Here is a 22,722-nt window from a genome sequence, read left to right as displayed (position 1 = left end):
GCATGGACCAACGACTGCACTTCGTGACCCTCGCGACCCGCGACCTCGACGCGACCCGGAGCTTCTACGGCGCGCTCGGCTGGGTCTCGACGCTCGACGTCCCCGGCGAGATCGTGTTCTTCCAGGTCGCCCCGGGGACGCTGCTCGGGTTCTTCGACGCGGACAAGTTCGTCGAGGACCTCGCGGGCGCCGTGACGCACGCCGAGGTCTCGGGCGTGACCCTCGCGCACGACGTGGAGTCGCGGGACGACGTCGTCGCCGCGGTCGCGCAGATGGTGGCCGCGGGCGGCACCGTGCTCAAGGAGCCGCAGGACGGCGCGTTCGGCGGGATCTTCCACGCGCACGTCGCCGACCCGAACGGCGTCGTCTGGGAGGTCGCCCACAACCCGGGGTGGCGGATCGAGGACGACGGGCGCGTCGTCCTCGGCTGACGGGACTGTCGCCCGGGGCACCGCACCCTCTACGCTTCGTGCGGCGCGTCGGACCGGTGCGCCACAGGCACGCGTCGCATCGGCGCGCACGTGAGACGGAGACCCCATGGCGCACGGAACCCTCGGCTGGACGGTGCACGGCGACGGCCGCACCCTCGCCCCCGGAGCGGTCGTGGCCCCCGACGAGCGGCTGAGCTGGCCGCGCACGATCGGGATCGGCACGCAGCACGTCGTCGCGATGTTCGGCTCGACGTTCCTCGTGCCGCTGCTGACGGGCTTCTCGCCCGCGACCACGCTGTTCTTCTCGGCGATCGGGACCATCGGGTTCCTGCTCATCACGCGCAACCGCGTGCCGAGCTACCTCGGGTCGAGCTTCGCGTTCATCGCCCCCATCGGCGCCGCGACGGCGTCGGGCGGCCAGAGCGTGGCCGTGGGCGGGATCCTGGTGACCGGCCTCGTGCTCGCCGCGATCGGTCTCGTCGTGCACTTCGCGGGCGCCCGGTGGATCGACGTCCTCATGCCGCCCGTGGTGACCGGCACGATCGTCGCGCTCATCGGCCTCAACCTCGCGCCCGCGGCCTGGAACAACTTCCAACTCGCGCCCGTCACCGCGCTCGTGACGCTCGCGACGATCCTGCTCGTGTCGGTGCTGTTCCGCGGGATCCTCGGGCGGCTGTCGATCCTCGTCGGTGTCGCGGTCGGGTACGTCGTGGCCGTGCTCCAGGGCGAGGTCGACTTCACGGCGGTCGAGAAGGCCGCGTGGATCGGGTTCCCGGACTTCGTGACCCCGACGTTCGACGTGTCGGTCCTCGGGCTGTTCGTTCCCGTCGTGCTCGTGCTGATCGCCGAGAACGTCGGCCACGTGAAGTCGGTCGCCGCCATGACCGGTCGCAACCTCGACGCGTACACGGGTCGCGCGCTGTTCGCCGACGGCCTCGCGACGACGTTCGCGGGCATCGGCGGCGGCTCCGGCACCACCACGTACGCCGAGAACATCGGCGTCATGGCCGCGACGCGCGTGTACTCGACGGCGGCCTACTGGGTCGCCGGCGTCGTCGCGTTCGTGCTCGCGATGTGCCCCAAGTTCGGTGCGGCCGTCGCGACCGTCCCGCCGGGCGTGCTCGGCGGCGCGGCCACGATGCTATACGGCATGATCGGGATCCTCGGTGCGCGCATCTGGGTGCAGAACAAGGTCGACTTCTCGAGCCCGGTCAATCTCTCGACAGCCGCCGTGCCGCTCGTGGTCGGCATCGCGAACTTCACCTGGGTGGTCGGTGACGTGTCGTTCGAGGGCATCGCGCTCGGCACGGCCGCGACCCTCGTGATCTTCCACGGCATGGGCGCGATCGCGCGCTGGCGCGGCACGCACGAGGAGCCCGCGAGCCCGACGTCGCTGCCGGACGTGACGGTCGCCGACGCGCCCGACCCGAAGTAGACGCCCCGCCCCTCACCTCATCCACCCACCCCCTCGACGCGAGATAGAACCGAGCGCGCGAGATAGAACGTCCGACGTTTTAACTCGCGCGCTCAGCTCTATCTGGGGGGGCAGGACGCCGGCCGGTCAGGCATCGACCCGCTCGGCAGGTCGGGGCTCAGGGAGCCGGCCGGTCAGGCATCGACGCGACCGGGGTCTCAGCCGTCGACGCTCGTGATCTCGTTCGGGACCGACCCGAGCTCCGCCGTCCGCCAGACGTCGCCCGTGACCAGGTCGACCGCGTGCACGGCGCGCCCGGCCGGGTCGGTCACGTACGCGAGCTCGCCGCGCACGTGCAGCGCGGGGCGGGGCTGCTGCCAGTCGTCGGGCTCGGTCCAGGCGTCGACCACGTCGATGCTGCGCGTGATCTCTCCCGTGGCGGCGTCGATCACGTGCAGGGCGCCGTCGGTGCCGAGCACGAGCGCCTCGCCGTCCGGGCCACGGCCCAGCGAGCGGAACGAGTAGCTCGCGGGCAGGTCGACGAGGCGGAGGGTCGCGTCGCGCGTGTCGACGAGGGCCACGCGCTCGGGCCGCTCGAGCTCGGCGTCGGGGTCGCTCTTGTAGTCGCCGAGCACGATCGGCGACTCCTCGTGGCCGGCCTGGTTGCCCATGCGCCCGTAGGCGTCAGGGCTCGCGACCTTGCGGATCGTGTCGCCGCTGACCACGAGCATGCCGTCCTGGCAGCCGACGACGACGGTCTCGTCGGCCGCGACCGCCTCGCCGTGCACGCCGGGGCAGGTCTCGTCGCGGGCGACCTCGGCCCCCTCGGCGTCGAGCAGCACGATCCCGGTGCGCTCCTCCTCGGTGCCGAGGGTCAGCACGAGCGAGCCGTCCTCGCGCTCGACCGCGACGCCGTGGTGCGCGTGCTCGGCCTCGACGAGGTCGGCCTCGTCGGGCCCGTGCGCGACGTGGTCGGCGTCGACGACCCGGACCTCGCCCGTGCCGTCGTCGAAGAACGCCGTGCGCCCGCCGTGCACGACGACGTGCCCGGGCTTCTCGGCCGGGTACGTGACGTCGGTCAGGGCCGGGTCGCTCACGTAGTGGTGCGCGTGGTCGCCGTGCGCCTCGCTCCACGTGCCGACGTCGAGCAGGCGGAACCCGCCCTCGGTCGAGACGGCGACGTGGCGGCCGTCGCCCGCGGGGTTGACGCGCACGAACCCGTCGACCGCGACGTCGCCCACGGGCTCGAGCGTCTCGGCGTCGAGCACGGTGACCCCGTGGTCGTCGGTGAGCACGAGGCGGGGCGTGCGGGCCGCGGCCTCGCGGACGTCGCCGCCCGCGCTCGCGGTGTCGGACGCCGTCGCTCCGGTCACTGCGGGGTCGTCGGCGCCTGCTCCGGCGAGGTCGGCGCACGCGCTGAGCAGCAGCGTGACGACCGCCGCGAGCCCGCCGGCGAGCACGGTCCGCTCGCGGGCCGTGGTGGCGGACGGCGTCCGCGGGCCGTCGAGGTCGGGCGCCGTCCCGGGGGTGGTGCCATGCGTCGTGCCGGGCGTCGCGGGGCTGTTTTGGGATGTGCTCATGGGTGTCCGGGGGCGTGCGCGCAGCGCGACGATCCCCCTGCTCCTTCTCTGTCGAGCGGTCGGTGGCGCGCCGCCGCGGTCGGCGCACGCAGGACACTAGCAGAGAATGAGAATGATTACCGTTAAAAAGTGGAGGCAATGCGAAGGTCGAGCTGCTGGGCGGCAGCGGGACGCCGCGAGGTGGGCGGCAGCGGGACGCCGCGAGATAGAACTGAGCGCGCGAGATAGAACGTCCGACGTTCTATCTCGCGCGCTCGGTTCTATCTCGGCGAAGAGGCGCGCCCGGCGACGGGGCCGACCGGCGACGGGGCCGACCGGCGACGGGGGCCGACCGGCGACGAGGCGGGCCGGCGACGAGGCCCCGCGAGGGGAGGGTCAGGCGCGCAGGATCAGCGCGTCGCCCTGGCCGCCGCCGCCGCACAGCGCCGCGACGCCGAGCCCGCCGCCGCGCCGCGACAGCGCGAGCGCGAGGTGCAGCGCGAGCCGCGCGCCCGACGCCCCCACGGGGTGCCCGAGCGCGATCGCGCCGCCGTCGGCGTTGACGAGCGCCTCGTCGACCCCGAGGTCCTGCACCGACTGCAGCGCGACCGCCGCGAAGGCCTCGTTGATCTCGACCAGGTCGAGCTCGTCGACCGTGACGCCCTCGCGCTCGACGGCCTGCGCGATCGCTCGTGCGGGCTGCGAGTGCAGCGAGTTGTCCGGCCCCGCGGTCTGCCCGGCCGAGCGGATCTCGGCGAGCCACTCGAGCCCCTGCGCCCGCGCCCAGGCCTTGCTCGCGACGACGACCGCGGCCGCGCCGTCCGACAGCGGGGACGACGAGCCGGCGGTGATGGTCCCGTCCGGGACGAACGCGGGACGCAGCCCGGCGAGGGTCTCGACGGTGGTGCCGGGACGGATGCCCTCGTCGTCCGCGACGACGACGGGCTCGCCGCGGCGCTGGGGCACGCTCACGGGCGCGATCTCGTCCGCGAGCCGGCCCGCCTCGTGGGCCGCGGCGGCGAGCGTGTGCGAGCGGGCCGCGAACGCGTCCTGCTCGGGGCGCCCGATCTCGCGCGTCGCGCAGCCGCGGTCGGTCGCCTCGCCCATGAGCTGACCGTCGAACGGGTCGCGCAGGCCGTCGTGCGTGAGCGAGTCGGCCATGGTCACGTCGCCGAACGCGTGCCCGTCCCGCGAGCCGAGCAGCAGGTGCGGGGCGTTGGTCATCGACTCCTGGCCGCCCGCGACCACGACCTGCGCCTCGCCGGTGCGCACGAGGCGCGCGGCGTCGATGATCGCCGTGAGGCCCGACAGGCACAGCTTGTTGACGGTCGTCGCGGGCACGTCCCAGCCGATCCCGGCCGCGATCGCGGCCTGGCGTGCGGGCCCCTGCCCGGCCCCGGCCTGGATGACCTGGCCCATGATCACGGCGTCGACGTCGGACGCCGCGACGCCCGCCGCGTCGAGCGCGCCCCGGATCGCGTGCGCGCCCAGCGCGGTCGCGCTCAGCGACGCGAGCGCGCCGCGGAACCGGGTGAACGGGGTGCGGGCGCCGTGCAGGAGCACGGGGGTCGTGGCGTCGTCCGCGTCGTGGCGGTCGGTCGTGGCGCTGGTCATGGGGTGCCTCTCGGTCGCCCGGCCGCGCCGGGGTGGTCGAAACGACCCCGGCGCGGTGAGGAGGGCACCTCGCGCGCCGGGGCCGGGGAGCGTCGTCCTGCCGGACGACGCGGGGTCGGGCCCGCCGTCAGGGCCCGGCCTGGTCAGACGAAGGCGGACATGCCCGTGATGTCGCGGCCGACGATGAGCGCCTGGACGCTCTCGGTGCCCTCGTAGGTGTGCAGCGCCTCGATGTCGGCGAAGTGCCGGGCGACGCGGTTGGCGAGCAGGATCCCGTTGCCGCCGAGCATGTCGCGCGCGACCGCCGCGATCTCGCGGGCGCCGCGCGTGCACGTGTACTTGGTGAGCGACGCCTGCGGGCCGGTCAGGGTGCCGTCGGCCTCGAGCTCGGTCATCGCGGCGACGAGCAGCTGCATCTGGGTCAGCGTGCTCAGCATGCGCGTGAGCCGCTCCTGGATCATCTGGCTCTTGGCGAGCGGGCGCCCGAACTGCGTGCGGGTGCCCGCGTACGCGACGGCGGTCTCGTAGCACGCGACCGCGTGGCCGACCGCGGCCCAGGCCACGGCGAGGCGCGTCGCGCCGAGCACGCGCGAGGTGTCCTTGAACGAGCGGGCGCCCGGCAGGGCGTTCTCGGCGGGGACGAACACGTCGGTCAGGACGATGTGCGCCTGGTGGATCGCGCGCAGCGCGACCTTGCCCTCGATGACGGTCGCGTCGTAGCCGGGGGAGTCCTGCGGCACGAGGTAGCCGTGCACCTGGCCGTCGCCGTCCTCGCCGACCCAGCGGGCCCACACGACCGAGACGTCCGAGTTCGCGCCCGCACCGATCCACTTCTTGGCGCCGTTGAGGACGAACCCGCCCTCGACGCTCGTCGCGGTCGTCTCGAGCGAGACCGAGTCGGAGCCGTGCGTCGGCTCGGTCAGCGCGAACGCCGCGAGCTTCTCGCCGCGTGCGAGGGGCTCGGCCCAGGTGGCCTTCTGCTCGTCGGAGCCGAGCAGCATGATCGAGCGCAGCGCGAGCCCGCCCTGCACGCCGCAGATCGTCGAGACCGAGCCGTCGCCGCGCGACATCTCCATCGCGGCGAGGCCCGCGGCGAGCGGGCTGAGGGCCGGGCGGCCGGGCACGTCGACCGACTCGCGCAGGAAGTCGAGCTCGCCCATGCGTGCGACGAGCGGGTAGGGCACCTCGGCGCGCTCCCAGTACCCGTCGATCACGGGCAGCACCTCGTCCTGCACGAACGTGCGGACCGCGAGCTGGTGGGCGCGGTCCGCCTCGGTCGCGCGGCGGAAGGCCCCCGCGTAGTCGATGTCGAGCGGTGCGGAGAGGCCGTAGTCGGGCTCGGTGAGCCGCTCCTGCGGGGTGGTGGTGCGCTCGACGGACTCGATGGCCATGAGGGTTTCTCCCTGTCGCTGGGGTGCCGACGACTGCGGCGGTCCTTCCATCGTGCGCGCGATTGAGTCTCACGTCAAGATACGCAGTCTCATGCGATGGGGAGAGGGTGGACATCCCTCGCGCACCGGACGCCGCTTCGCTACGGTGTGGCTCGTCGCCGCAGGGCGGCGACCGCACGCCCGGAGTCGCGCGTGCGCAGGTCCCGGGCGACGGAGCCCGGCCGATGCAAGGGGGCACCATGCACGGAACCACGCTGCCTGAAACGACAACACTGCCTGAGACGGCCACACTGACTGACACGGTCACACCGCCTGAGACGACAACACCGCCCGCACGCGAGCACCGCACCTCGCGACGACCCTCCCGCGGCGCGGTCTTCCTGGCCGCGGGCGCCGTCGCGGTCACGGGCGTCGTCGGCGGCAGCGCCACGGCCGACGTCCGCTCGAGCGCGAGCTGGGGCTACTCGCAGGACATCAACCGGGCCTACCAGGTCATGGTCTGCGACACGCTCGGCGACTCGCGCGCGGTCTACGCCGAGTACACGCGCGTCGGCTACGCGGGCCAGTGGCGGTTCGACGACCGCAACGGCGCCAACAACGCGTGCGCGTACTCGGGCTACCAGACGCCCATCGGCAAGCACCGCGTCGGCCGCGACCAGCCGCTCCTGCCCGACAACCACGGGCCCTGGGTCTACGCCAAGTGATTCAGGTCCGCTCGCTCGGCGTCGTGCGGGGCGACGTGACCGTCCTCGCGGAGACCTCGTTCGAGGTCCCCGACGGGACGGTCACGGCGCTCGTCGGCCCCTCGGGCTCGGGCAAGTCGACGCTCGTGCGCTGCCTCGCCGGTCTCGCCGCACCGACGACGGGCACGGTCCTCGTCGACGGCGTCGACGTCGCGCGGCTCGGCGCGGCCGCGCAGGCCGCGTTCCGGCGCGACATGCTCGGGCTGGTCTTCCAGGACCCCGAGCTGCTCGACGAGCTCACCGCGGCCGAGAACGTCGCCCTGCCACGCCTCGTCGCCGGCGCACCGCGTCGCACCGCCCTCGAGGCGGCGCGCGCGGCGCTCGCGGTCGTCGGGTGCGAGCATCTCGCGGGCCTGAGGCCGGGCACGTTCTCGCGCGGCGAGGCCCAGCGCGTCGCGCTCGCCCGTGCGCTGGCGACGCCCGGGCGCAGCGTCGTGGCCGACGAGCCGACGGCCTCGCTCGACCGCACCAACGGGAGGCTCGTCGTCGACCTCCTGGTGCGGCACGCGCGCGAGCACGGCGCCGCGACGCTCGTCGCGACGCACGACCCCGAGGTGGTCGAACGCTGCGACGCCGTGGTCGACCTGCGCGCCGGGGCGGCGGTCGTCGGGTGACCCGCACGCTCCTCGCGCTCGCGGCGCGTGGCGCGACGACGCGCGACCTCGCGCACCGGTGGCGTCAGGTCAGCGTGCTCGTCGGGTCGCTGCTCGCGACGCTCGCGATCCTCGCCGCGACGGCGTTCGTGGTCGCGGCGCACGGCGCGCAGACCCGGGCCGACGCCCGCACCCCCGTCGTCACGGCCGACGGCACGGGCGCACCCCTGCGCATGGTCGAGCGCGGCACGGTGTGGGACCGGCGGCAGTTCCCGGTCGTGTGGCTCGAGGCGTCGGACGGCGCAGGCGACGTCCCCCTGCCGCCCGGTCTCGCCGCGCTGCCCGCGCCCGGCACGGTCGCGGCGTCGCCCGCGATGCTCGACGCGGGCGTGCTCGACGGCCTCGACCTCGTCGCGTCACCCGTGGGGACGGGGGCGCGCGGCGCGATCGGCGACGAAGGCCTGCGCGCGTCGTCCGAGATGCTCGCCTACGCGGTGCCCGCGCCCGGGCGGGGTCTCGGCAAGGGAGGGTCCGTCGTCGGGGTCACGGGGTTCGGGCCCGACGCCGCGGGTGTCGGCACGCTCCAGGGCTGGGAGACCGAGCCCGAGACCGCACCCGTCGCCTGGGTCGTGACGTTCGCGCTGCTCACGCTCGTGCTGCCGGGCCTCGTGCTGCTCGTGGGCTGCGCGAGCTCGGCCTCGGCGTACCGGGGTGGGCGCGCGGCGACGCTGCGCGTGCTCGGGCTGTCGCCGGGTCAGGTGCGCGCCGTCGGGGGTGTCGAGACGCTGCTCGTCGCGGTGCCCGGCGTGCTGCTCGGCGTGCTCGCGTGGATCGCTCTCGCCCCTGGGCGCTCGTTCCCGGGCGGCGAGCTCGTGCTCCTGCCGGGTGCGCTCGTGCTCCCGGCCGGCGCGGTCGCGGTCTGCGCGGTCGCCGTCGCGGGCGTCGCGGGGGTCGTCGGTGCCCTGCCCGCCCGGCCTGCCGCGCGCACGACCGGGGCGCTGACCTCCGCGCTGCGCGCCCGTGCCGGCTCGGGCCGCGCGGGCCTCGTGCTGCTCGGCGCGGGCTTCGCGGTGATGGTCGCGTCCCGCTCGACCGCGGGCGAGCTCGCGTACCTGGTCAACGGCGTGGGCCTGATCGCGACCGCGGTCGGGCTGCCGCTCGCGATGCCGTGGTTCGTGCGCGCGGTCGGGGCCGCCGTCTCACGCTCCGACCGACCCGAGGCGTGGCTCGCCGGACGTCGCCTGGTGCACTCGCCGGTCGCCCTGGCCCGGCCCGGGGTCGCGATCGCCCTGCTCGTGTTCCTGCTCGGGGCCGCGACGTCGGTGGTGCGCGACGCGGCGGACGTCGAGGGCTCGGGCACCGTCGTGGCGAACTGGCGCGACCCACGGCCGGGGGACCTCGCAGCGGTGCACGACCGCCTCGGGGTCGGGTCGCCCGGCGCGGGCGGTTTCGCCGTGGCGATGCGGTCGGACCGCGGCGCGACCCTGCACGTCGCGACCTGCGACGACGCGGCGCGCCTCGCGGGCCTCCCGGACTGCTCGGTCGTGGTCGGCGGCCCGGAGGCCGCGCTCGCCCGGGCCGCCGAGCGCGTGGGCGCGCTCGACGCGACCGTCGGCGACCCGCCCGAGCTGACGGACGCGGGCGCCTGGGACGTGGTCTACACGCTCGGGCCGGGCCAGCGGGTCGAGGACGTCGAGGCGGCGTTCGCCGGACTGCCCGCGGCCAACGTCGGCTCCGACATCGCGCTGCGACCGCCCGCGGCGATGGCGCTGGTCGGCCCCGCGATCCTCATGGCCGCGGGCCTGCTGCTCGCCGCCGCACTGCACGCGTTCGGGAACCGGTCGATCGGGCAGTCCGCGGACGACGGCCGGCTCCTGACCGTCGCGGGGATGACCGTGCGGCAGGTGCGCCGCATGCACCGCCGCACGCTCCTCGCGCCCGTGGTCGTCACGGTGCCGGTCGCGACCGGGGCGGCGGTCGTCGAGGCGTGGGCCATGACGTCGGTCGAGCTCACGCAGGTCGTGGTCGCGCCGCTCGTGGTGCAGGGCCTCGTCACGATCGGTGCGACCGCGCTCGTGGCGCTCGGTGTCGCGAGGTTCCAGCTGCGGCTGCTCGCGGCCGCGACCCGCTGAGCCGGCCTCAGGCCAGCGCGTCGCGGACGGCGCGGGCGACGTCGTCCGCGGTCGCGTCGTCCGCGGCCTCGACCACGGCCACGACGACGCGGGGGCGCCCCGCGGGAATGTCGCCGGTCGGGGTGACCGGTTCGCGTTCCGTCCCTCCGGGCGCGGTGCTCGCGGGCACGGAGTCCTCGGCCGCGGGGCCCGCGGCGCGCGCCGCCGCCCGGCGCAGGTCGCCGAACGCGTCCTCGAGCGCGGGGCGCATGTCGCGCTCGGGGTCGCGCAGCCACCGGCGCAGGATCGCGTTGTGGACCGCGACGACGGACGCCGCGAACGCGACCGAGGCGGTGTCGTTGTGCGGCCCCTCGGGCAGGCGTCCGCGCAGGTAGCGCGTGAACGCGCGCTCGTAGCGGTGGGTCGTGACGAGCTCGCGGTCGCGCAGCGCCGGGACCTGCTGGAGCAGCGCGTGACGGGCCCGGGAGATCCGCGGCTGGCTCACGTGGTGGTCGAACACGAGGCGGGCCGCGCGGCAGACCTCGACGAGCGGGTCGGCGGTGGACCGTGCGTCGCGGGACTCGGCGAGCAGCACGACCACGTCGTCGAGCAGCACCTCGTGGTCGGCGAAGACCACGTCCTCCTTGGACCCGTAGCGACGGAAGAACGTCGCGCGCGAGATGTTCGCGGCGTCGGCGATCTCCTCGACCGTCGTGCGCTCGTAGCCCTGACGGGTGAACAGCTCGATCGCGGCGTCGACGGCCTCGTGGTGCGCGCGGGTGGGGGTCATGCTCCGGACCGTACACGCCGTCTCACCGGCCGGTCACCGGTCTGAGACCGAGTGTCACCCCATCGTGACGTTCGCCCGGGGCGACGACGGGGACCCGCCCCGGGGCCGACGACGGGCGCGACACGACGGTCACCTCACGGGGCGACGAGCTCCCCGCACGCGAGCTCGACGTCGAGGCGGTTGCCCGGGGGTGCGAGCGGGCACGCCCACGCCGGGTCGTACGCGCACGACGGGTTGTAGGCGAAGTTCAGGTCGAGCACGAGCGTCTCGCGCGCCCCGGGCCCGAGGTCGGCGCCCTTGACCGTGTCGAGCAGGTAGCGCCCGCCGCCGTAGGTGCGCGGCCCCGCACCGGCGTCCTTGACGGGCACGAACAGCCCGCCGCCGTACGAGCGCAGCGCCCACACGTCGAGCGAGCCGAGGCCGTCCAGCGCGACCCGTCCGACCCGCTCGAACGGGACGACGCCGTCGGTGCCCGTGGGCACGTCGAGGCGGGCCGCGCCGTCGGCGTCGTCGGGCACGGGGTCGATCCCGACCTCGAAGCGCATCGCCGGGTCGTACGCGCCCACGGGCACGCCCCGGAACGCGGGCCGGTCCGTGGCCAGGACCGGGGTCGCGGGGTGGTGCGCGAGCATGTCGTCGCGCCCCGCGACCCAGTGCGCGTGGGCCGACGCCGGGTCGGTCGCCGCGATCTCGCGGACCGCCGCGTACAGCGCGTGCGTGCGCCGACGCCAGTCGGTGACGTGCAGCTCGGGGATCATGCGTGCCTCCTCGTGACGCACGAAGACCCCGCCCGGGGGAGGTGGGCGGGGCCTTCGGTCGATCGGCTCAGTGCTTGAAGGCGTCCTTGGCCTTCTCGCCAGCCTGCTTGACGTCGGCAGAGGCCTGGTCGGCCTTGCCCTCGGCCTCGAGGCGCTCGTTGTCGGTCACCTTGCCGGTGCCCTCCTTGAGCTTCCCCTTGGCGTCCTCCGCGGCGTTCGAGATCTTGTCTCCGAGTCCCATGAGAGCTCCTTCCGTTGACGTGCCAGGACCGTAGGCACGTCGCGCGGTGCTCGCACGTCGGGGCGGGTGATCCGCAGGATCCTGCGGATCGCGCGGCGTCCCGGCGGGGCACTTCAGCGCCGAGGGTCGCGCCGTGCCGGGTCATGTCGTTCAGGGTCGCGCCGCGCAGGGTCATGGCGCGCAGGGTCGTTGCGCGCGTCCCGTTCGCGCTGCAGCAGGCGCACCTCGCGCAGCGCGATCCCCGCGCACAGCAGGCACGGCACCCACGCCCACGGGTGCCCGCGCAGCACCCCGAGCAGCAGCGCGACGAGCGCGAGCACCCCGCAGCCGAGAACGGTCGCGAGGCTGTCCCAGCGCACCCCGAGCATCAGGCGCCCCGGTGGCGGGTCACGGCGTCCTCGAACACGTCGACGTCGACGTCGAACTGCGTGCCGGGCAGCGGCCAGTGCAGCACGACCTCGTCGATGCCCGCCTCGGCGTAGCGCCCGAGCGCGTCGTCGAACGCGTCGGCCGACGCGAACCACGGGTCGGGCGTGAACCCGGTCAGGAGCACCGTGCGCAGCGGGTCCCGCGCGGCGTCGCCCCCGGCGACCTCCGGACCGTCATGGGAAGTGACCTCCCGTAGCCGGGCCACCTGGGCCGCGACCGCATCGGACGACGCGACCGGGCTCGCGTCGTCCGGCAACCCGGGCGCACCCGTGGTCACCCAGCCCTGCCCGTGCCGCGCAGCGAGGCGCATGCCGCGCGGGCCGTTGCCCGCGACCACGAACGGCAGCCGCGGGGACTGCACGCAGCCCGGGATCGTGCGGGCCTCGTGCGCCGAGTAGTAGGTGCCGTCCGACGTGACGGCCGGGGTGGTCAGGAGCCGGTCGAGCAGCTCGACGAACTCCTCGAACCGTTCGGTGCGCTCGCGCAGCGGCCAGGCCGGCCCGCCCAGCACGGTCGCGTCGAAGCCGGACGACGTGCCCGCGCCGATCCCGAGCGTGACGCGGCCGCCCGAGACGTCGTCGAGCGTCATGAGGTCCTTGGCGAGCGTGACCGGCTCACGGAAGTTCGGCGAGGTCACGAGCGTGCCGAGCCGCAGCGTCGTCGTCGCGACCGCGGCCGCCGTGAGCAGGGGGACCGCGCCGAACCACGGGCCGTCGCGGAACGTGCGCCACGAGAGGTGGTCGTACGTGTACGCCGTGCCGAACCCGAGCTGCTCGGCGCGCTCCCACACGGCCCGGCCCTGCGACCACGGGTGCACGGGGAGGATCACGGTGCTGATCTGCGGGCTGCCTGACGCGCTCATGCGACCGAGCCTACGGCCGTCCTCCCGACGAGGGGCGTGCCCCGGGGTACCCGTACCGGCCGAGCGAGCGGTCGGCGACGACCGCGACCACGAGCAGCACCGCGACGACGAGCATGAACGCGCCCAGGTCGTGCAGCCCTGCGGTCGTCGCGCCGTCGGCGTAGAACGCGGCGTTGGTCGCGGCGGCGACCATGGCGCCCAGGTACATGAAGGTGCGCAGCAACCCGGCCGAGGAGCCCATCCGGTCGGGGTCGGCCTGCGCGTACAGCGCGTTCTGGTTCGCGAGCCCGTTGAGGCCCTGCGGCACACCGAGCAGCACGCCCACGCCCACGAGCGCGCCCACCGGGCTCGACCCGGTCAGCAGCAGGATGCTCGCGCATGCCGCGACGAGCGTGACCGATCCCGCCACGAGCTTGCCGCGCACCCCCGGGCGACGTCCGACCAGCACCGTGACGGCGATCGCCGAGAGCGACATGGGCAGCATGAGCAGGCCCGCGTGCGCGGGGGTCATGCCGCGACCGTCCTCGAGCCACTGCGTGAACCCGTACATGAACCCGTACGACACCGTGTACGCGAGCACCTGGCGGCCGTACGTCGCGAGGAGTGGGCCGTTGCCGCGCAGCACCCGCAGGTCGAGGAACGGCTCGTCGACGTGCCGCTCGCGCCGCACGAACCCGAGCGCCGCGATCCCCGCGAGGGCGAGCAGCCACCACTGCGCGAGGCCAGGGTCCATGAGGAACAGCAGGAACGTCGTCAGCGTCGCGGCGAACCAGGCCATGCCGACGACGTCGACCCGCACCGGCGGGTCGTCCGCGGTGCGGCGTGGGCGCCGGGGCAGGCGCAGCGCACCGAGCGCGAGGCACGCGAGCGACAGCGGCACGTTGATCGCGAAGATCAGGTGCCAGCCGCCCAGGCCGATCAGCACGCCCCCGAGCGTCGGGCCGATCACCGCGACGACCTGGTTCGCGATCGACAGCGCCGCGAGGATCCCCGCGGGGCTGCGCATCCCGGTGCGGTCCGACTCGGTCCGCAGCAGCGACATCGACGCGGGGTACGCGGCGGACGTGCCGAACCCGAGCAGCACGCGCGACGCGATCAGCACACCGAGCGTCGGGGCGACCACGCCCAGCAGCCCCGCGAACCCCACGAGCCCCGTCCCGATCAGGTACAGCGGGCGCGGCCCGAACGCGTCCACGAGCCGCCCGATCACGGGCTGCCCGATCGCGGTCGCGAGGTAGAGCGCCGAGACGAGCCACGCGGTCTCGGACGGCGGCGCCCCGAACGCCTGCCCGATCGGGATCAGCGCGACCGCGAGCATCGACGAGTTGATCGGGTTGAGGATCGACCCGAGGATCATCGGCGCGATCAGCCGGCGGTCGAACCCCGGCCGTGCGTCCCGCCCGGTGCCGGCCGTCACGGCACCTCCCGGGGCGCGGACGCGACGTCGTCCAGGATCGTCGCGGCCAGGACGACGGCCCGCAGCTCGTCGTCGGTGCACCGCGCGCGCAGCGCCGCGGCGAGCCACTCGCCGCGCGTCGCACGGCCTCCCTGGTAGCGCGCGCGGCCCTCGTCGGTGAGCGAGACGAGCAGGCGACGGCCGTCGTGCGGGTCCGGGTGCCGGACGACGAGGCCGGCCTTCTCGAGCGACGCGACCGTCGCGGCGGCGGACTGGGGGCGGATCCGCTCGGCCGCGGCGAGGGCGCTCGCGGTCGCCGGGCCGTCCTTGGCGAGGCGGCTGAGCAGTGCCGTCTGCGAGGGCGTGACCTCGTCGGCCGAGAGCTCGAGCAGGCGGCGGCGCAGCCGGGACAGGGCGGTGCGGACGTCGGTCGCGGCGCGCACGGGGAGGTCGGTCACGGCGTCCACCGTAGAACTTCTCAGTCTCAACTGTCCAGTCATGACTGCCGATCTGGACGGCGGTCGGCCGCGGCACCGCTGGACCGTGGCACGGCGGCACCGTGGCACGCTTGACGCATGACAGACCTCCGCATCTTCACCGAGCCGCAGCAGGGCGCCACCTACGACGACCTCCTCGCGGTGGCCCGCGCGACCGAGGACCTCGGCTTCGACGCGTTCTTCCGCTCCGACCACTACCTCGCGATGGGCGGCGACGGCGGTGCGGGCCCGACCGACGCGTGGACGACGCTCGCGGGCCTGGCGCGGGACACCGAGCGCGTTCGCCTGGGCACGCTCGTGTCGTCCGTGACGTACCGCACGCCCGGGATCCTCGCGATCCAGGTCGCGAACGTCGACCAGATGTCGGGCGGGCGCGTCGAGCTCGGGCTCGGCACCGGCTGGTTCGAGCGCGAGCACACCGCGTACGGGATCCCGTTCCCCGACAAGCGGTTCGGGATGCTCGAGGAGCAGCTCGAGATCGTCACGGGTCTCTGGGGCACGCCGCGCGGCGAGACGTACGACTTCGCGGGCGAGCACTACACGCTCGTCGACTCGCCGGCCCTGCCCAAGCCCGTCCAGCCGCGCGTCCCCGTGATCGTCGGTGGCCTCGGTCCGCGCCGCACGCCCGCGATCGCGGCCCGGTACGCGACCGAGTTCAACGCCACGTTCCCCGAGCTCGACGCGCTCGGCGGCCACCTCGACCGCGTGCGCGAGGCGTGCGAGGCCGTGGGCAGGCCCGCCGACGACCTCGACTACTCGGCGGTCTTCGTGCTGTGCGTGGGCAAGGACGAGGCCGAGTTCCGACGCCGCGCCGAGGCGATCGGGCGCGAGCCCGCCGAGCTGCGCGAGCACGGGATCGCGGGCACCGTCGCGGAGGCGGCCGACACCCTCGCACGCGTCGCGGCCGAGGGCCTCGACCGGGTCTACCTGCAGGTGCTCGACCTGGCCGACCTCGACCACCTCGAGCTCGTGGCGCGCGAGGTCGGCACCCAGCTCGACTGACCGACGCCCGGCAGGGTCTCACCGGCGCGTCAGCGCAGGTCGAGGCCCAGCGTCGTGCCGCCCGACGGCTCGAGCCGCGCGAACCCGAGGTGCTCGTAGAAGCCGATCGCGCGCAGGTTCGTCGCGGAGACCCCCAGGTGCACCCCCGGCACGCCGCGCTCGCGCAGCGCGCCGAACAGCGTCTCGAGCAGACGACGGCCCGCGCCGCCGCCCTGCGCCTGCGGCAGGAGGTCGACGTGCAGGTGCGCGGGGTGCTCCGCGAGCCACGGCTGCGCCGTGCGCCAGGGGGAGTGGATCTGCCGCACGAGCCCGGCGTCGGGGGAGCCGTCCGGGAACGCGTCGGGGCCGTACCGCTCGCGCAGGGGCGGCCACCACTCGCGCTCGAGCCGGTCCTCGAAGCTCGCGGTGTCGGCCGTGCCGACGACGTAGCCCACCGGGACGTCGTCCGCGTCGACGAGTACGAACGCGAGGTCCGGCTCGAGCGCGAGGTAGGCGCCGAGGTAGACCTCGCCGAGCAGGCGCGGGTCGGCGAACGTGCCGGTCGCGTCGTCGCCGTCGGCGCCCGTGCGCAGGCAGATCTCGTACAGGCGGTCGACCTCGCGCGGGTCGTGCGTGCGCGCGGGACGGATGCGGGGTGCGGGCATGGCGGGGCGGTCTCCGGACGGGACGGTGGGGCGGGTCAGCCCGCGGCGGGGGCCTCGGACGCCGTCGGCGTGGGCGTGGGCACGTGACGCGGCGTGATCGCGTCGGCCGGGTGGCAGCCCGCGGGCGCGACGAGCGGGGTCTTGGCCTCGAGCGGCACGACGTCCTCGGGCACGAACTCTTCGAAGTCGCCCCCGATCGCGACGCTCACGGTCGGCTCGGCGCGGTCGTCGAGCACCACGGCCGACTCCTCGAACTGCGCGGCGAGCGTGTACGCCGCGGCCAGGCCCTCGACGTTGGTCGAGATCTCGACGTAGTCGAGGCTCTGGCTCGCGTTGCTCACGTCGACCACGTCGAACCCGCGGTCGGCGAGCACGTCGCCCACGATGCCTGCGAGCCCGAGCCGGTCGCTCGCGTTGACGACCTCGACCTTGACGTCCGGGTAGGGCACGGGCAGCGCGTCCTCGGGCGGGCACACGACCACGGCGGAGTCGATGGCCGACGGCGCGGTGTAGAACTCGCGCTCGAACGGCGACTTGATCGCCCCGGTGTAGACGGCGAGCGCGCCGACGCCGACCACGGCCAGGAGCGCGATTATGACGCCGAACACGACGGCCTGCCGCTCGTGCTCGTGCCTGCGTCGGAGCGCGCGGGCACGCTGGGGATCGGGGGATGTCACGCGAGCAACCTACTAGACCGCGGGGTCGTCGACCGTCAGGACGCGGGCGTGCAGCACGGGTCGCTGCTGCAGGGCGGCCCGCATGGCCCGGTGCAGGCCGTCCTCGAGGTACAGCTCGCCGCGGTACTCGACCACGTGCGCGAACAGGTCCCCGAAGAACGTCGAGTCCTCCGAGAGCAGGTTGTCGAGGTGCAGGATCCGCTTGGTCGTCACGAGCTCGTCGAGCCGCACCTGGCGCGGCGGCACGGTCGACCAGTCCTTCGGGGACTCGAGGCCGTGCTCCGGGTACGGTCGGCCCTCCCCGACGGTCTTGAAGATCATGGCGGCCATCCTAGGCGAGCCGCTGCTCCTCGCACCGGGACGGTCACCCCGTGGCCAGGTCGCGGCGTCGGAACCCGACGAACGACCCCGCGAGGAGCGCCACGGCGACCACGACGAGCACCGCGAGGGGCCACCATGCGGCGTCCGCGTCCGCGAGGGTCGGCACGCTCGCGAACGGCGAGACGTGCACGGCCCACGACGGCAGGTCGAGGAGCGGGCCGAACATCCCGACCACGAACGCGTACGCGAGCAGGGCCCAGCCGAGCTGCACGAGCCGGCCCAGCACCCCGAACGCGAGCGCGCTCACGCCCACGAGCACCGCGACGGCCGGAAGGTACAGGAGCGTCGCGACGAGGATCTCGCCCAGCGCGCCGACCTCGCGACCCACCGCGACCTCGCCGAGGCCCAGCGACAGTCCCGCGCCCGCGAGCAGCACGAGCGTGCCGATCCCGGTGACCGCGAGGTGCGCCCCGAGCCAGCGGCTGCGCGAGACGGGGGCCACGAGCAGCGGCTCGGCGCGGCCCGAGGTCTCCTCGCCGTGCGCGCGCAGGAACGACGCGAGGGCCCACGCACCCACGCCGACCGCGAGGAACAGCACCATGACCGCGTCGAAGGCGTCGAGCACCTGGTCGGGACCGCCGAAGATCTCGGCCGCGAGCGCGTTGTCCTCGACCATCGCCGTGATGTCGTCCATCTGGTTCGCGAACGTCCCCGTCGCGAGCCCGAGCACCGCGATGCCCGAGCCCCACGCGACGACCGAGGCGCGCTGCTGGCGCCACGCGAGCGCGAACGGGCTGCGCAGCCCCGGGCGGGCGTCGGCCCGGCCCGGGCGCACGGGCACGAGCCCCGCGCCGAGGTCGCGCCGCGCGGTGAGCCGCACCGCGACGAGCAGGAGCACGACGACGAGCACGACCGGGAGCGCGAGCGGCCACCAGCGCAGGTCGACGTAGGGCCGCGTCTGCTGCGTCCAGGCGAGCGGCGAGAGCCACGAGACCCACGAGCCGTGCTCGGCCTGGACGTCGCCGATCGCGCGCAGCAGGTAGGCGAGGCCGAGCACCGCGAACGCGGCGCCCGAGGCGGCGCGCGCGTGCTCGGTGACCTGCGACGTCACGCTCGCCACGGCCGCGAACACGAGGCCCGTGAGGGCGACGCCGAGGCAGAGCGCGACCGTGTCGGGGACGGTGATGCCCGAGTCCTCGACGCTCGCGCCGCCGACCAGGAGCATCACGAGGCTCAGCACGCCGACCGCGAGGTTCGCGACGACCGCGGTGCAGAACGCGGCGAGGCCGGGCGCGCGACGTCCGACGACGCCGGCCCGCACGAGCTCGGCGCGCCCCGTCTCCTCCTCGGCGCGGGTGTGCCGCACCACGAGCAGCACGTTCATGATCGCGACGGCCGCCACGACCCAGAGCGTGAACTCGTTCGCGACCATCGCCCCGAGCGTGTAGTCGTCGGTGCCGTACCCGGGGCCGGTCATCATGATCGCGGCGGGGCTCGAGACGAGGTTCGCGCGCACCTGCCGGTCGGACGCGGTCGGGTAGACCGCGCCGAGCGCGACCGTCGCGTACAGGAACATCACGGACACCGAGAGCGCCCACACGGGGATGCGGACGCGGTCGCGTCGCACGAAGAACCGGGTGAGCGTGAGCGCCCCGGCGGTCGTCGGGCTCGCGGGCCGCGTGGTGCGCGGGGTCGCGGCGGTCGGCGCGCCCGTCGTCGCGCTCATCGCGGGCCCGCCGCGGTCGCGTCGCCGTACTCGCGCAGGAACAGCTCCTCGAGCGACGGCGGGGCCGACACGAGCGCGCGCAGGCCGAGCGACGCGAGCGCGCGCAGCACGGGGTCGGTGGCGTCGGTGTCGAGCGTGAACGTGACGGGCGTGCCCTCGGCGGTCACGTCGCCGACGGCGAGGTCGTGCACGCCGTCGAGGTCCTCGAGGCCACGCGGGTCGCCGGCGACCGTCGCGCGCACGGTCGAGCGGGTCAGGTGCCGCAGCTCGGCGAGCGTGCCGTGCTGCACGGCCGTGCCGGCGCGGATGATCGTCACGGTGTCGCAGAGCTTCTCGACCTCGCCGAGGATGTGGCTCGACAGCAGCACCGAGCGTCCCTGCTCCGTGGCCTCCTGGACGCACCGCGTGAACACGGCCTCCATGAGCGGGTCGAGGCCCGAGGTCGGCTCGTCGAGCACGAGCAGCTCGACGTCGGAGGCGAGCGCCGCGACGAGCGCGACCTTCTGCCGGTTGCCCTTGGAGTAGGTGCGGGCCTTCTTGCTCGGGTCGAGCTCGAACCGGTCGAGGAGCTCGGCGCGCCGGGCCGGGTCGACCCCGCCGCGCAGGCGGGTGAGCAGGTCGATCGCCTCGCCGCCGGTCAGCCCCGGCCACAGGTTCACGTCGCCCGGCACGTACGCGAGGCGGCGGTGCAGCTCGACGGCGTCGTGCCAGGGGTCGCCGCCGAGCAGGCGCGCGGTGCCGCCGTCCGCCCGGATCAGGCCGAGCAGCACGCGGATCGCGGTCGACTTGCCGGCCCCGTTGGGGCCGAGGAACCCGGCGACCTCGCCGCGCCGGACGGTCAGGTCGAGGCCGTCGAGCGCGTGCACGGTGCCGAAGTGCTTGTGGACGCCGCGCATCTCGATCGCGGGCGCCTCGGCGGACAGGGGGGTCGGGGTGGGCACGGGGGTCGGGGTGGGCACGGTGCCTCCAGCTCGTCGGGTCGGGGTCCTCGGGTCCTCTGCTCAGGTGTCGGACGACGCGGGGCGGGGCGGGTCCGGCGCGTGCAGCAGGTAGCCGTCGAGCATGTCGCGCGTGGTCAGGAGTCCGTCGGTGAAGAGCTCGAGGGCGGGCAGCGCCATGCGGTCGAGGTACGCGGCCATGAGCTCGCGCGGCGTGGCGGGGCCCGAGATCGCGACGTCGAGCAGCACGGCGCCGAGCGCGGTGAGCACGAGGTAGCGGGCGCGGGCGTGCTCGTCGCGGCTGGGGCGCAGCGTGCCGGCCGCGACGCCGTCGGCCAGGTACTCGACGGCGTCGTCGACGAGGTGGTCGACGAACGCGCTCGCGCGCGGGCCCCCGGTCTGGAGGCTGCGCACGAGGTAGGCGAACAGGGGGGCGTACGCGTCGACCGAGGCGAGGGCCTCGAGCATCGTGAGCGGCGTGCGGTCGCGCAGCACGGGCCCCTTGGCGTCACGCACCTGGGTGAACACGTGCTCGTCGCACGCGTCGCGCAGGCCGTCCTTGGACCCGAAGTGGTGCAGCACGAGCGCGGCGCTCACGCCCGCGTCGGTCGCGATGGCGCGCAGCGGCGCGTCGAAGCCGTCGGTCGCGAAGCGCACGACCGCGGCGTCGCGGATCCGTGCACGGGCCGTGGTGTCCGGCGGTGCTGAACGCATGTTCACCATGCTAAACGTGCGTTCAGCGACTGTCGAGGGACGCGCCGGGCCCGCTCGGGCCACGCGTCCCGCACCGGGGTTAGCGTCGAGGCATGCCCCGCACCTTCGAGGTCCCCCGCCAGCGCGCCGAGGTGTGGATCGTCGACGTCGCGACCGGCGCGTCGCGCCTCGTGCTCACCGCGCGCGACCGGCTGGTCGAGGCGCCCAGCTGGACCCCGGACGGGCGCTGGCTCGTCGTCAACGGCGACGGTCGCCTGTTCCGGGTGCCCGCGGCGCTCGGGGGCGGCACCGACGCCGACCTCGTCGAGATCGACCTCGGCGGGCTCCCTCCCGTCAACAACGACCACGTGCTCGCGCCCGACGGCCGCACGGCCTACGTCTCGTGCGAGGACGGCCACCTCTACGCCGTCCCGCTCGACGCCGCGTGCGACCGCTCGGGCGTGCCGCGCCGGGTGTCCGAGGACCGCGGCGAGGACTTCGCCCACTACCTGCACGGCGTCTCGCCCGACGGCGCGACGCTCGCGTACGTCGGCATGCGCCGGCTCCCCGACGGGGTGCGCACGGACATCCACCTCGTGCCCGTCGAGGGCGGCGACGTGGTCGCGCTGACCGACGACGAGCACGCCGACGACGGCTGCGAGTTCTCGGCGGACGGTGCGTGGGTGTGGTTCAGCTCCGAGCGGGAGGCGGACGTCCCCGGGCACGCACAGCTGTTCCGGGTGCCCGCCGCCGGCGGGACGCCCGAGTGCATGACGCACGGCGAGCGCGTCGACTGGTTCCCGCACCCGGCGCCCGACGGTCGTGTGGCCTACGTGAGCTTCCCGCCCGGGACGCTCGGGCACCCCGCGGACGTCGACGTGCTCGTGCGGCTGCGCGAGGTCGACGGCACCGTGCGGGACCTCGCCGCGGTGCACGGCGGGCAGGGGACCATGAACGTGCCGAGCTGGTCGCCCGACGGCTCGCACCTCGCGTACGTGGCCTACCCGGTCGAGGCCTGAGCGACGAGCGCGTCGAACCCGACCACGGGCACGAGGCGCGTCGCGCCCGCGACGAGCCGCGCGTCGTCCGCCACGAGGGCGTCTGCCTGCAGGACGGCGACGGCGAGGTACTCGGCCGCGAGCGGGTCGTCCCAGCCGAGGTCCCGGGCTACGCGCCAGGCGGTCGCGCGCGAGACCCGGTCGCCGAGTAGCCGGACCTTGAGCGACGCGAGCCGCTCGAGCTGGGCGAGCGCGGTGCGCTCGTCGAGCGACCCCGCCCGGACCTCGGCCCACAGCAGCGCGAGGACGTGGCTGCGCAGCACCGCCGGGCCGACGAGCGGCACGCGCGCGCCGGCGTCGGGGAGCTCGCGCACGAGGCGCAGCGCGGTCGCGGCGTCGATCGCCAGACGGCGGGGATGCTCGCTCACCCGGTCAGTCGACACCGGCGCGCACGGGGCCGCAACGCGAACGGGAGCCCGGCCGGTGGCCGGGCTCCCGTCACGATCTGCGGAGGATGGGGGATTCGAACCCCCGAGGGCTTTCACACCCAACACGCTTTCCAAGCGTGCGCCATAGGCCGCTAGGCGAATCCTCCTGACGCGCTGCACGAGGCAGCCGTTCGAGGATACCGGACCGTGGCGCTGCGACCGAATCCGCACCGGGCCACCGCTCGCGCGGCGTCGGGGGCCGGTGCCGGAGCCGGCGTGGGCGCCGGTTTCTGTCCCGCGCGGGTGCTGGGCTACTCTGTGGGCAGACCCCTCGTGCGGCGTCATCTCACTGAACTCCCCCAGGGCCGGAAGGCAGCAAGGGCAGGTGGGCTCTGGCGGGTGTGCGAGGGGTCCTTCACGTCCGGACGTGGGTGGTGCGCGAGGTTCGTCGGGATCGTCCTGTCTG

Annotated in this window: 24 protein-coding genes, 1 tRNA gene and 1 other RNA gene; 8 read left to right on the top strand and 18 right to left on the bottom strand. The window is 74.9% G+C overall.

The window, feature by feature from the left end; genetic code table 11:
* Window positions 1-2: 2 nt before the first annotated feature.
* Together CLV28_RS10925 and CLV28_RS10920 are read left to right on the top strand one after the other, a co-directional pair.
* Window positions 3-431, top strand: a complete 429-nt coding sequence (locus tag CLV28_RS10925; protein ID WP_100423349.1) for a VOC family protein — start codon at window positions 3-5, stop codon at window positions 429-431.
* 106 nt (window positions 432-537) lie between these two features.
* Window positions 538-1,866, top strand: coding sequence for a uracil-xanthine permease family protein (locus tag CLV28_RS10920; RefSeq protein WP_100423348.1), 1,329 nt, complete (start codon window positions 538-540; stop codon window positions 1,864-1,866).
* A gap of 197 nt (window positions 1,867-2,063) precedes the next feature.
* On the opposite strand, the gene aztD is transcribed toward CLV28_RS10920, so the two are convergent.
* The 3 genes from aztD to CLV28_RS10905 form a co-directional block, all read right to left on the bottom strand.
* A complete protein-coding gene (aztD, locus tag CLV28_RS10915) occupies window positions 2,064-3,425 on the bottom strand; it encodes a zinc metallochaperone AztD (protein ID WP_239073063.1) in 1,362 nt (453 codons plus the stop codon).
* A 375-nt stretch (window positions 3,426-3,800) separates the two neighbouring features.
* Window positions 3,801-5,018 (bottom strand): acetyl-CoA C-acetyltransferase, encoded by a 1,218-nt coding sequence (locus CLV28_RS10910; protein ID WP_100423347.1) that lies wholly within the window; start codon window positions 5,016-5,018, stop codon window positions 3,801-3,803.
* Window positions 5,019-5,161: 143 nt separating this feature from the next.
* Entirely contained in the window at window positions 5,162-6,409 is a 1,248-nt protein-coding gene (locus tag CLV28_RS10905; RefSeq protein WP_100423346.1) for an acyl-CoA dehydrogenase family protein, read from the bottom strand.
* Window positions 6,410-6,648: 239 nt separating this feature from the next.
* Here CLV28_RS10905 and CLV28_RS15550 point away from each other — a divergent pair, with 239 nt between their 5' ends.
* The 3 genes from CLV28_RS15550 to CLV28_RS10895 are packed head-to-tail and all read left to right on the top strand — an operon-like array spanning window position 6,649 to window position 9,877.
* Window positions 6,649-7,113, top strand: coding sequence for a hypothetical protein (locus tag CLV28_RS15550; RefSeq protein ID WP_157802610.1), 465 nt, complete (start codon window positions 6,649-6,651; stop codon window positions 7,111-7,113).
* Window positions 7,110-7,766, top strand: coding sequence for an ABC transporter ATP-binding protein (locus tag CLV28_RS10900; RefSeq protein ID WP_157802609.1), 657 nt, complete (start codon window positions 7,110-7,112; stop codon window positions 7,764-7,766). The genes CLV28_RS15550 and CLV28_RS10900 overlap by 4 nt, the downstream gene beginning before the upstream one ends.
* Window positions 7,763-9,877, top strand: a complete 2,115-nt coding sequence (locus tag CLV28_RS10895) for an ABC transporter permease family protein (RefSeq protein WP_100423344.1) — start codon at window positions 7,763-7,765, stop codon at window positions 9,875-9,877. Before CLV28_RS10900 ends, CLV28_RS10895 begins: the two co-directional genes overlap by 4 nt.
* Before the next feature lie 7 nt (window positions 9,878-9,884).
* On the opposite strand, the gene CLV28_RS10890 is transcribed toward CLV28_RS10895, so the two are convergent.
* The 7 genes from CLV28_RS10890 to CLV28_RS16215 form a co-directional block, all read right to left on the bottom strand.
* On the bottom strand, window positions 9,885-10,646 hold the full coding sequence (locus CLV28_RS10890) for a TetR/AcrR family transcriptional regulator (protein ID WP_100423343.1): 762 nt from the start codon (window positions 10,644-10,646) through the stop codon (window positions 9,885-9,887).
* Between the two features lie 134 nt (window positions 10,647-10,780).
* Complete coding sequence (locus CLV28_RS10885) at window positions 10,781-11,404, bottom strand: DUF1684 domain-containing protein (RefSeq protein ID WP_100423342.1); 624 nt, start codon at window positions 11,402-11,404, stop codon at window positions 10,781-10,783.
* 67 nt (window positions 11,405-11,471) lie between these two features.
* Window positions 11,472-11,645 (bottom strand): CsbD family protein, encoded by a 174-nt coding sequence (locus CLV28_RS10880; RefSeq protein WP_100423341.1) that lies wholly within the window; start codon window positions 11,643-11,645, stop codon window positions 11,472-11,474.
* A 113-nt stretch (window positions 11,646-11,758) separates the two neighbouring features.
* A complete protein-coding gene (locus CLV28_RS10875) occupies window positions 11,759-12,013 on the bottom strand; it encodes a hypothetical protein (protein WP_100423340.1) in 255 nt (84 codons plus the stop codon).
* Entirely contained in the window at window positions 12,013-12,936 is a 924-nt protein-coding gene (locus CLV28_RS10870; protein ID WP_100423339.1) for an LLM class flavin-dependent oxidoreductase, read from the bottom strand. The genes CLV28_RS10875 and CLV28_RS10870 overlap by 1 nt, the downstream gene beginning before the upstream one ends.
* A 10-nt stretch (window positions 12,937-12,946) precedes the next feature.
* A complete protein-coding gene (locus CLV28_RS10865; RefSeq protein ID WP_203968032.1) occupies window positions 12,947-14,353 on the bottom strand; it encodes an MFS transporter in 1,407 nt (468 codons plus the stop codon).
* Window positions 14,350-14,790, bottom strand: coding sequence for a MarR family winged helix-turn-helix transcriptional regulator (locus tag CLV28_RS16215; RefSeq protein WP_275405011.1), 441 nt, complete (start codon window positions 14,788-14,790; stop codon window positions 14,350-14,352). The genes CLV28_RS10865 and CLV28_RS16215 overlap by 4 nt, the downstream gene beginning before the upstream one ends.
* A 117-nt stretch (window positions 14,791-14,907) precedes the next feature.
* On the opposite strand from CLV28_RS16215, the gene CLV28_RS10855 reads away from it, so the two are divergent.
* On the top strand, window positions 14,908-15,831 hold the full coding sequence (locus CLV28_RS10855) for an LLM class F420-dependent oxidoreductase (protein WP_100423337.1): 924 nt from the start codon (window positions 14,908-14,910) through the stop codon (window positions 15,829-15,831).
* A gap of 29 nt (window positions 15,832-15,860) precedes the next feature.
* On the opposite strand, the gene CLV28_RS10850 is transcribed toward CLV28_RS10855, so the two are convergent.
* The 6 genes from CLV28_RS10850 to CLV28_RS10825 form a co-directional block, all read right to left on the bottom strand.
* Entirely contained in the window at window positions 15,861-16,475 is a 615-nt protein-coding gene (locus tag CLV28_RS10850; protein ID WP_100423336.1) for a GNAT family N-acetyltransferase, read from the bottom strand.
* A 35-nt stretch (window positions 16,476-16,510) separates the two neighbouring features.
* A complete protein-coding gene (locus tag CLV28_RS10845; RefSeq protein ID WP_157802608.1) occupies window positions 16,511-17,152 on the bottom strand; it encodes a LytR C-terminal domain-containing protein in 642 nt (213 codons plus the stop codon).
* Window positions 17,153-17,164: 12 nt separating this feature from the next.
* Window positions 17,165-17,473, bottom strand: a complete 309-nt coding sequence (locus CLV28_RS10840; RefSeq protein WP_100423334.1) for a type II toxin-antitoxin system VapB family antitoxin — start codon at window positions 17,471-17,473, stop codon at window positions 17,165-17,167.
* A gap of 43 nt (window positions 17,474-17,516) precedes the next feature.
* Window positions 17,517-19,199 carry an ABC transporter permease gene (locus tag CLV28_RS10835; RefSeq protein ID WP_203968031.1) on the bottom strand — a complete coding sequence of 561 codons (1,683 nt, stop codon included), beginning with the start codon at window positions 19,197-19,199 and terminating at the stop codon, window positions 17,517-17,519.
* The gene (locus tag CLV28_RS10830; RefSeq protein WP_100423470.1) at window positions 19,196-20,095 is read right to left on the bottom strand and encodes an ABC transporter ATP-binding protein; all 900 of its coding nucleotides are present in this window, start codon (window positions 20,093-20,095) and stop codon (window positions 19,196-19,198) included. The genes CLV28_RS10835 and CLV28_RS10830 overlap by 4 nt, the downstream gene beginning before the upstream one ends.
* 105 nt (window positions 20,096-20,200) lie before the next feature.
* The gene (locus CLV28_RS10825; RefSeq protein WP_100423471.1) at window positions 20,201-20,851 is read right to left on the bottom strand and encodes a TetR/AcrR family transcriptional regulator; all 651 of its coding nucleotides are present in this window, start codon (window positions 20,849-20,851) and stop codon (window positions 20,201-20,203) included.
* A 92-nt stretch (window positions 20,852-20,943) separates the two neighbouring features.
* Between CLV28_RS10825 and CLV28_RS10820 the strand changes: the two genes are divergently transcribed.
* Window positions 20,944-21,849, top strand: a complete 906-nt coding sequence (locus tag CLV28_RS10820; RefSeq protein ID WP_100423333.1) for a TolB family protein — start codon at window positions 20,944-20,946, stop codon at window positions 21,847-21,849.
* On the opposite strand, the gene CLV28_RS10815 is transcribed toward CLV28_RS10820, so the two are convergent.
* Together CLV28_RS10815 and CLV28_RS10810 are read right to left on the bottom strand one after the other, a co-directional pair.
* Entirely contained in the window at window positions 21,831-22,256 is a 426-nt protein-coding gene (locus CLV28_RS10815; protein ID WP_100423332.1) for a hypothetical protein, read from the bottom strand. The genes CLV28_RS10820 and CLV28_RS10815 overlap by 19 nt on opposite strands.
* Window positions 22,257-22,336: 80 nt before the next feature.
* Window positions 22,337-22,423 (bottom strand) — tRNA-Ser (locus CLV28_RS10810).
* A 155-nt stretch (window positions 22,424-22,578) separates the two neighbouring features.
* Here CLV28_RS10810 and ffs point away from each other — a divergent pair.
* Window positions 22,579-22,675, top strand: an RNA gene (gene ffs / locus CLV28_RS10805) — signal recognition particle sRNA small type.
* The last annotated feature ends 47 nt before the right edge of the window (window positions 22,676-22,722 follow it).

Origin of the sequence: Sediminihabitans luteus (assembly GCF_002797595.1) — a bacterium.
Taxonomy (GTDB): domain Bacteria; phylum Actinomycetota; class Actinomycetes; order Actinomycetales; family Cellulomonadaceae; genus Paraoerskovia; species Paraoerskovia lutea.
This window is presented reverse-complemented; position numbering and strand designations above follow the sequence as displayed.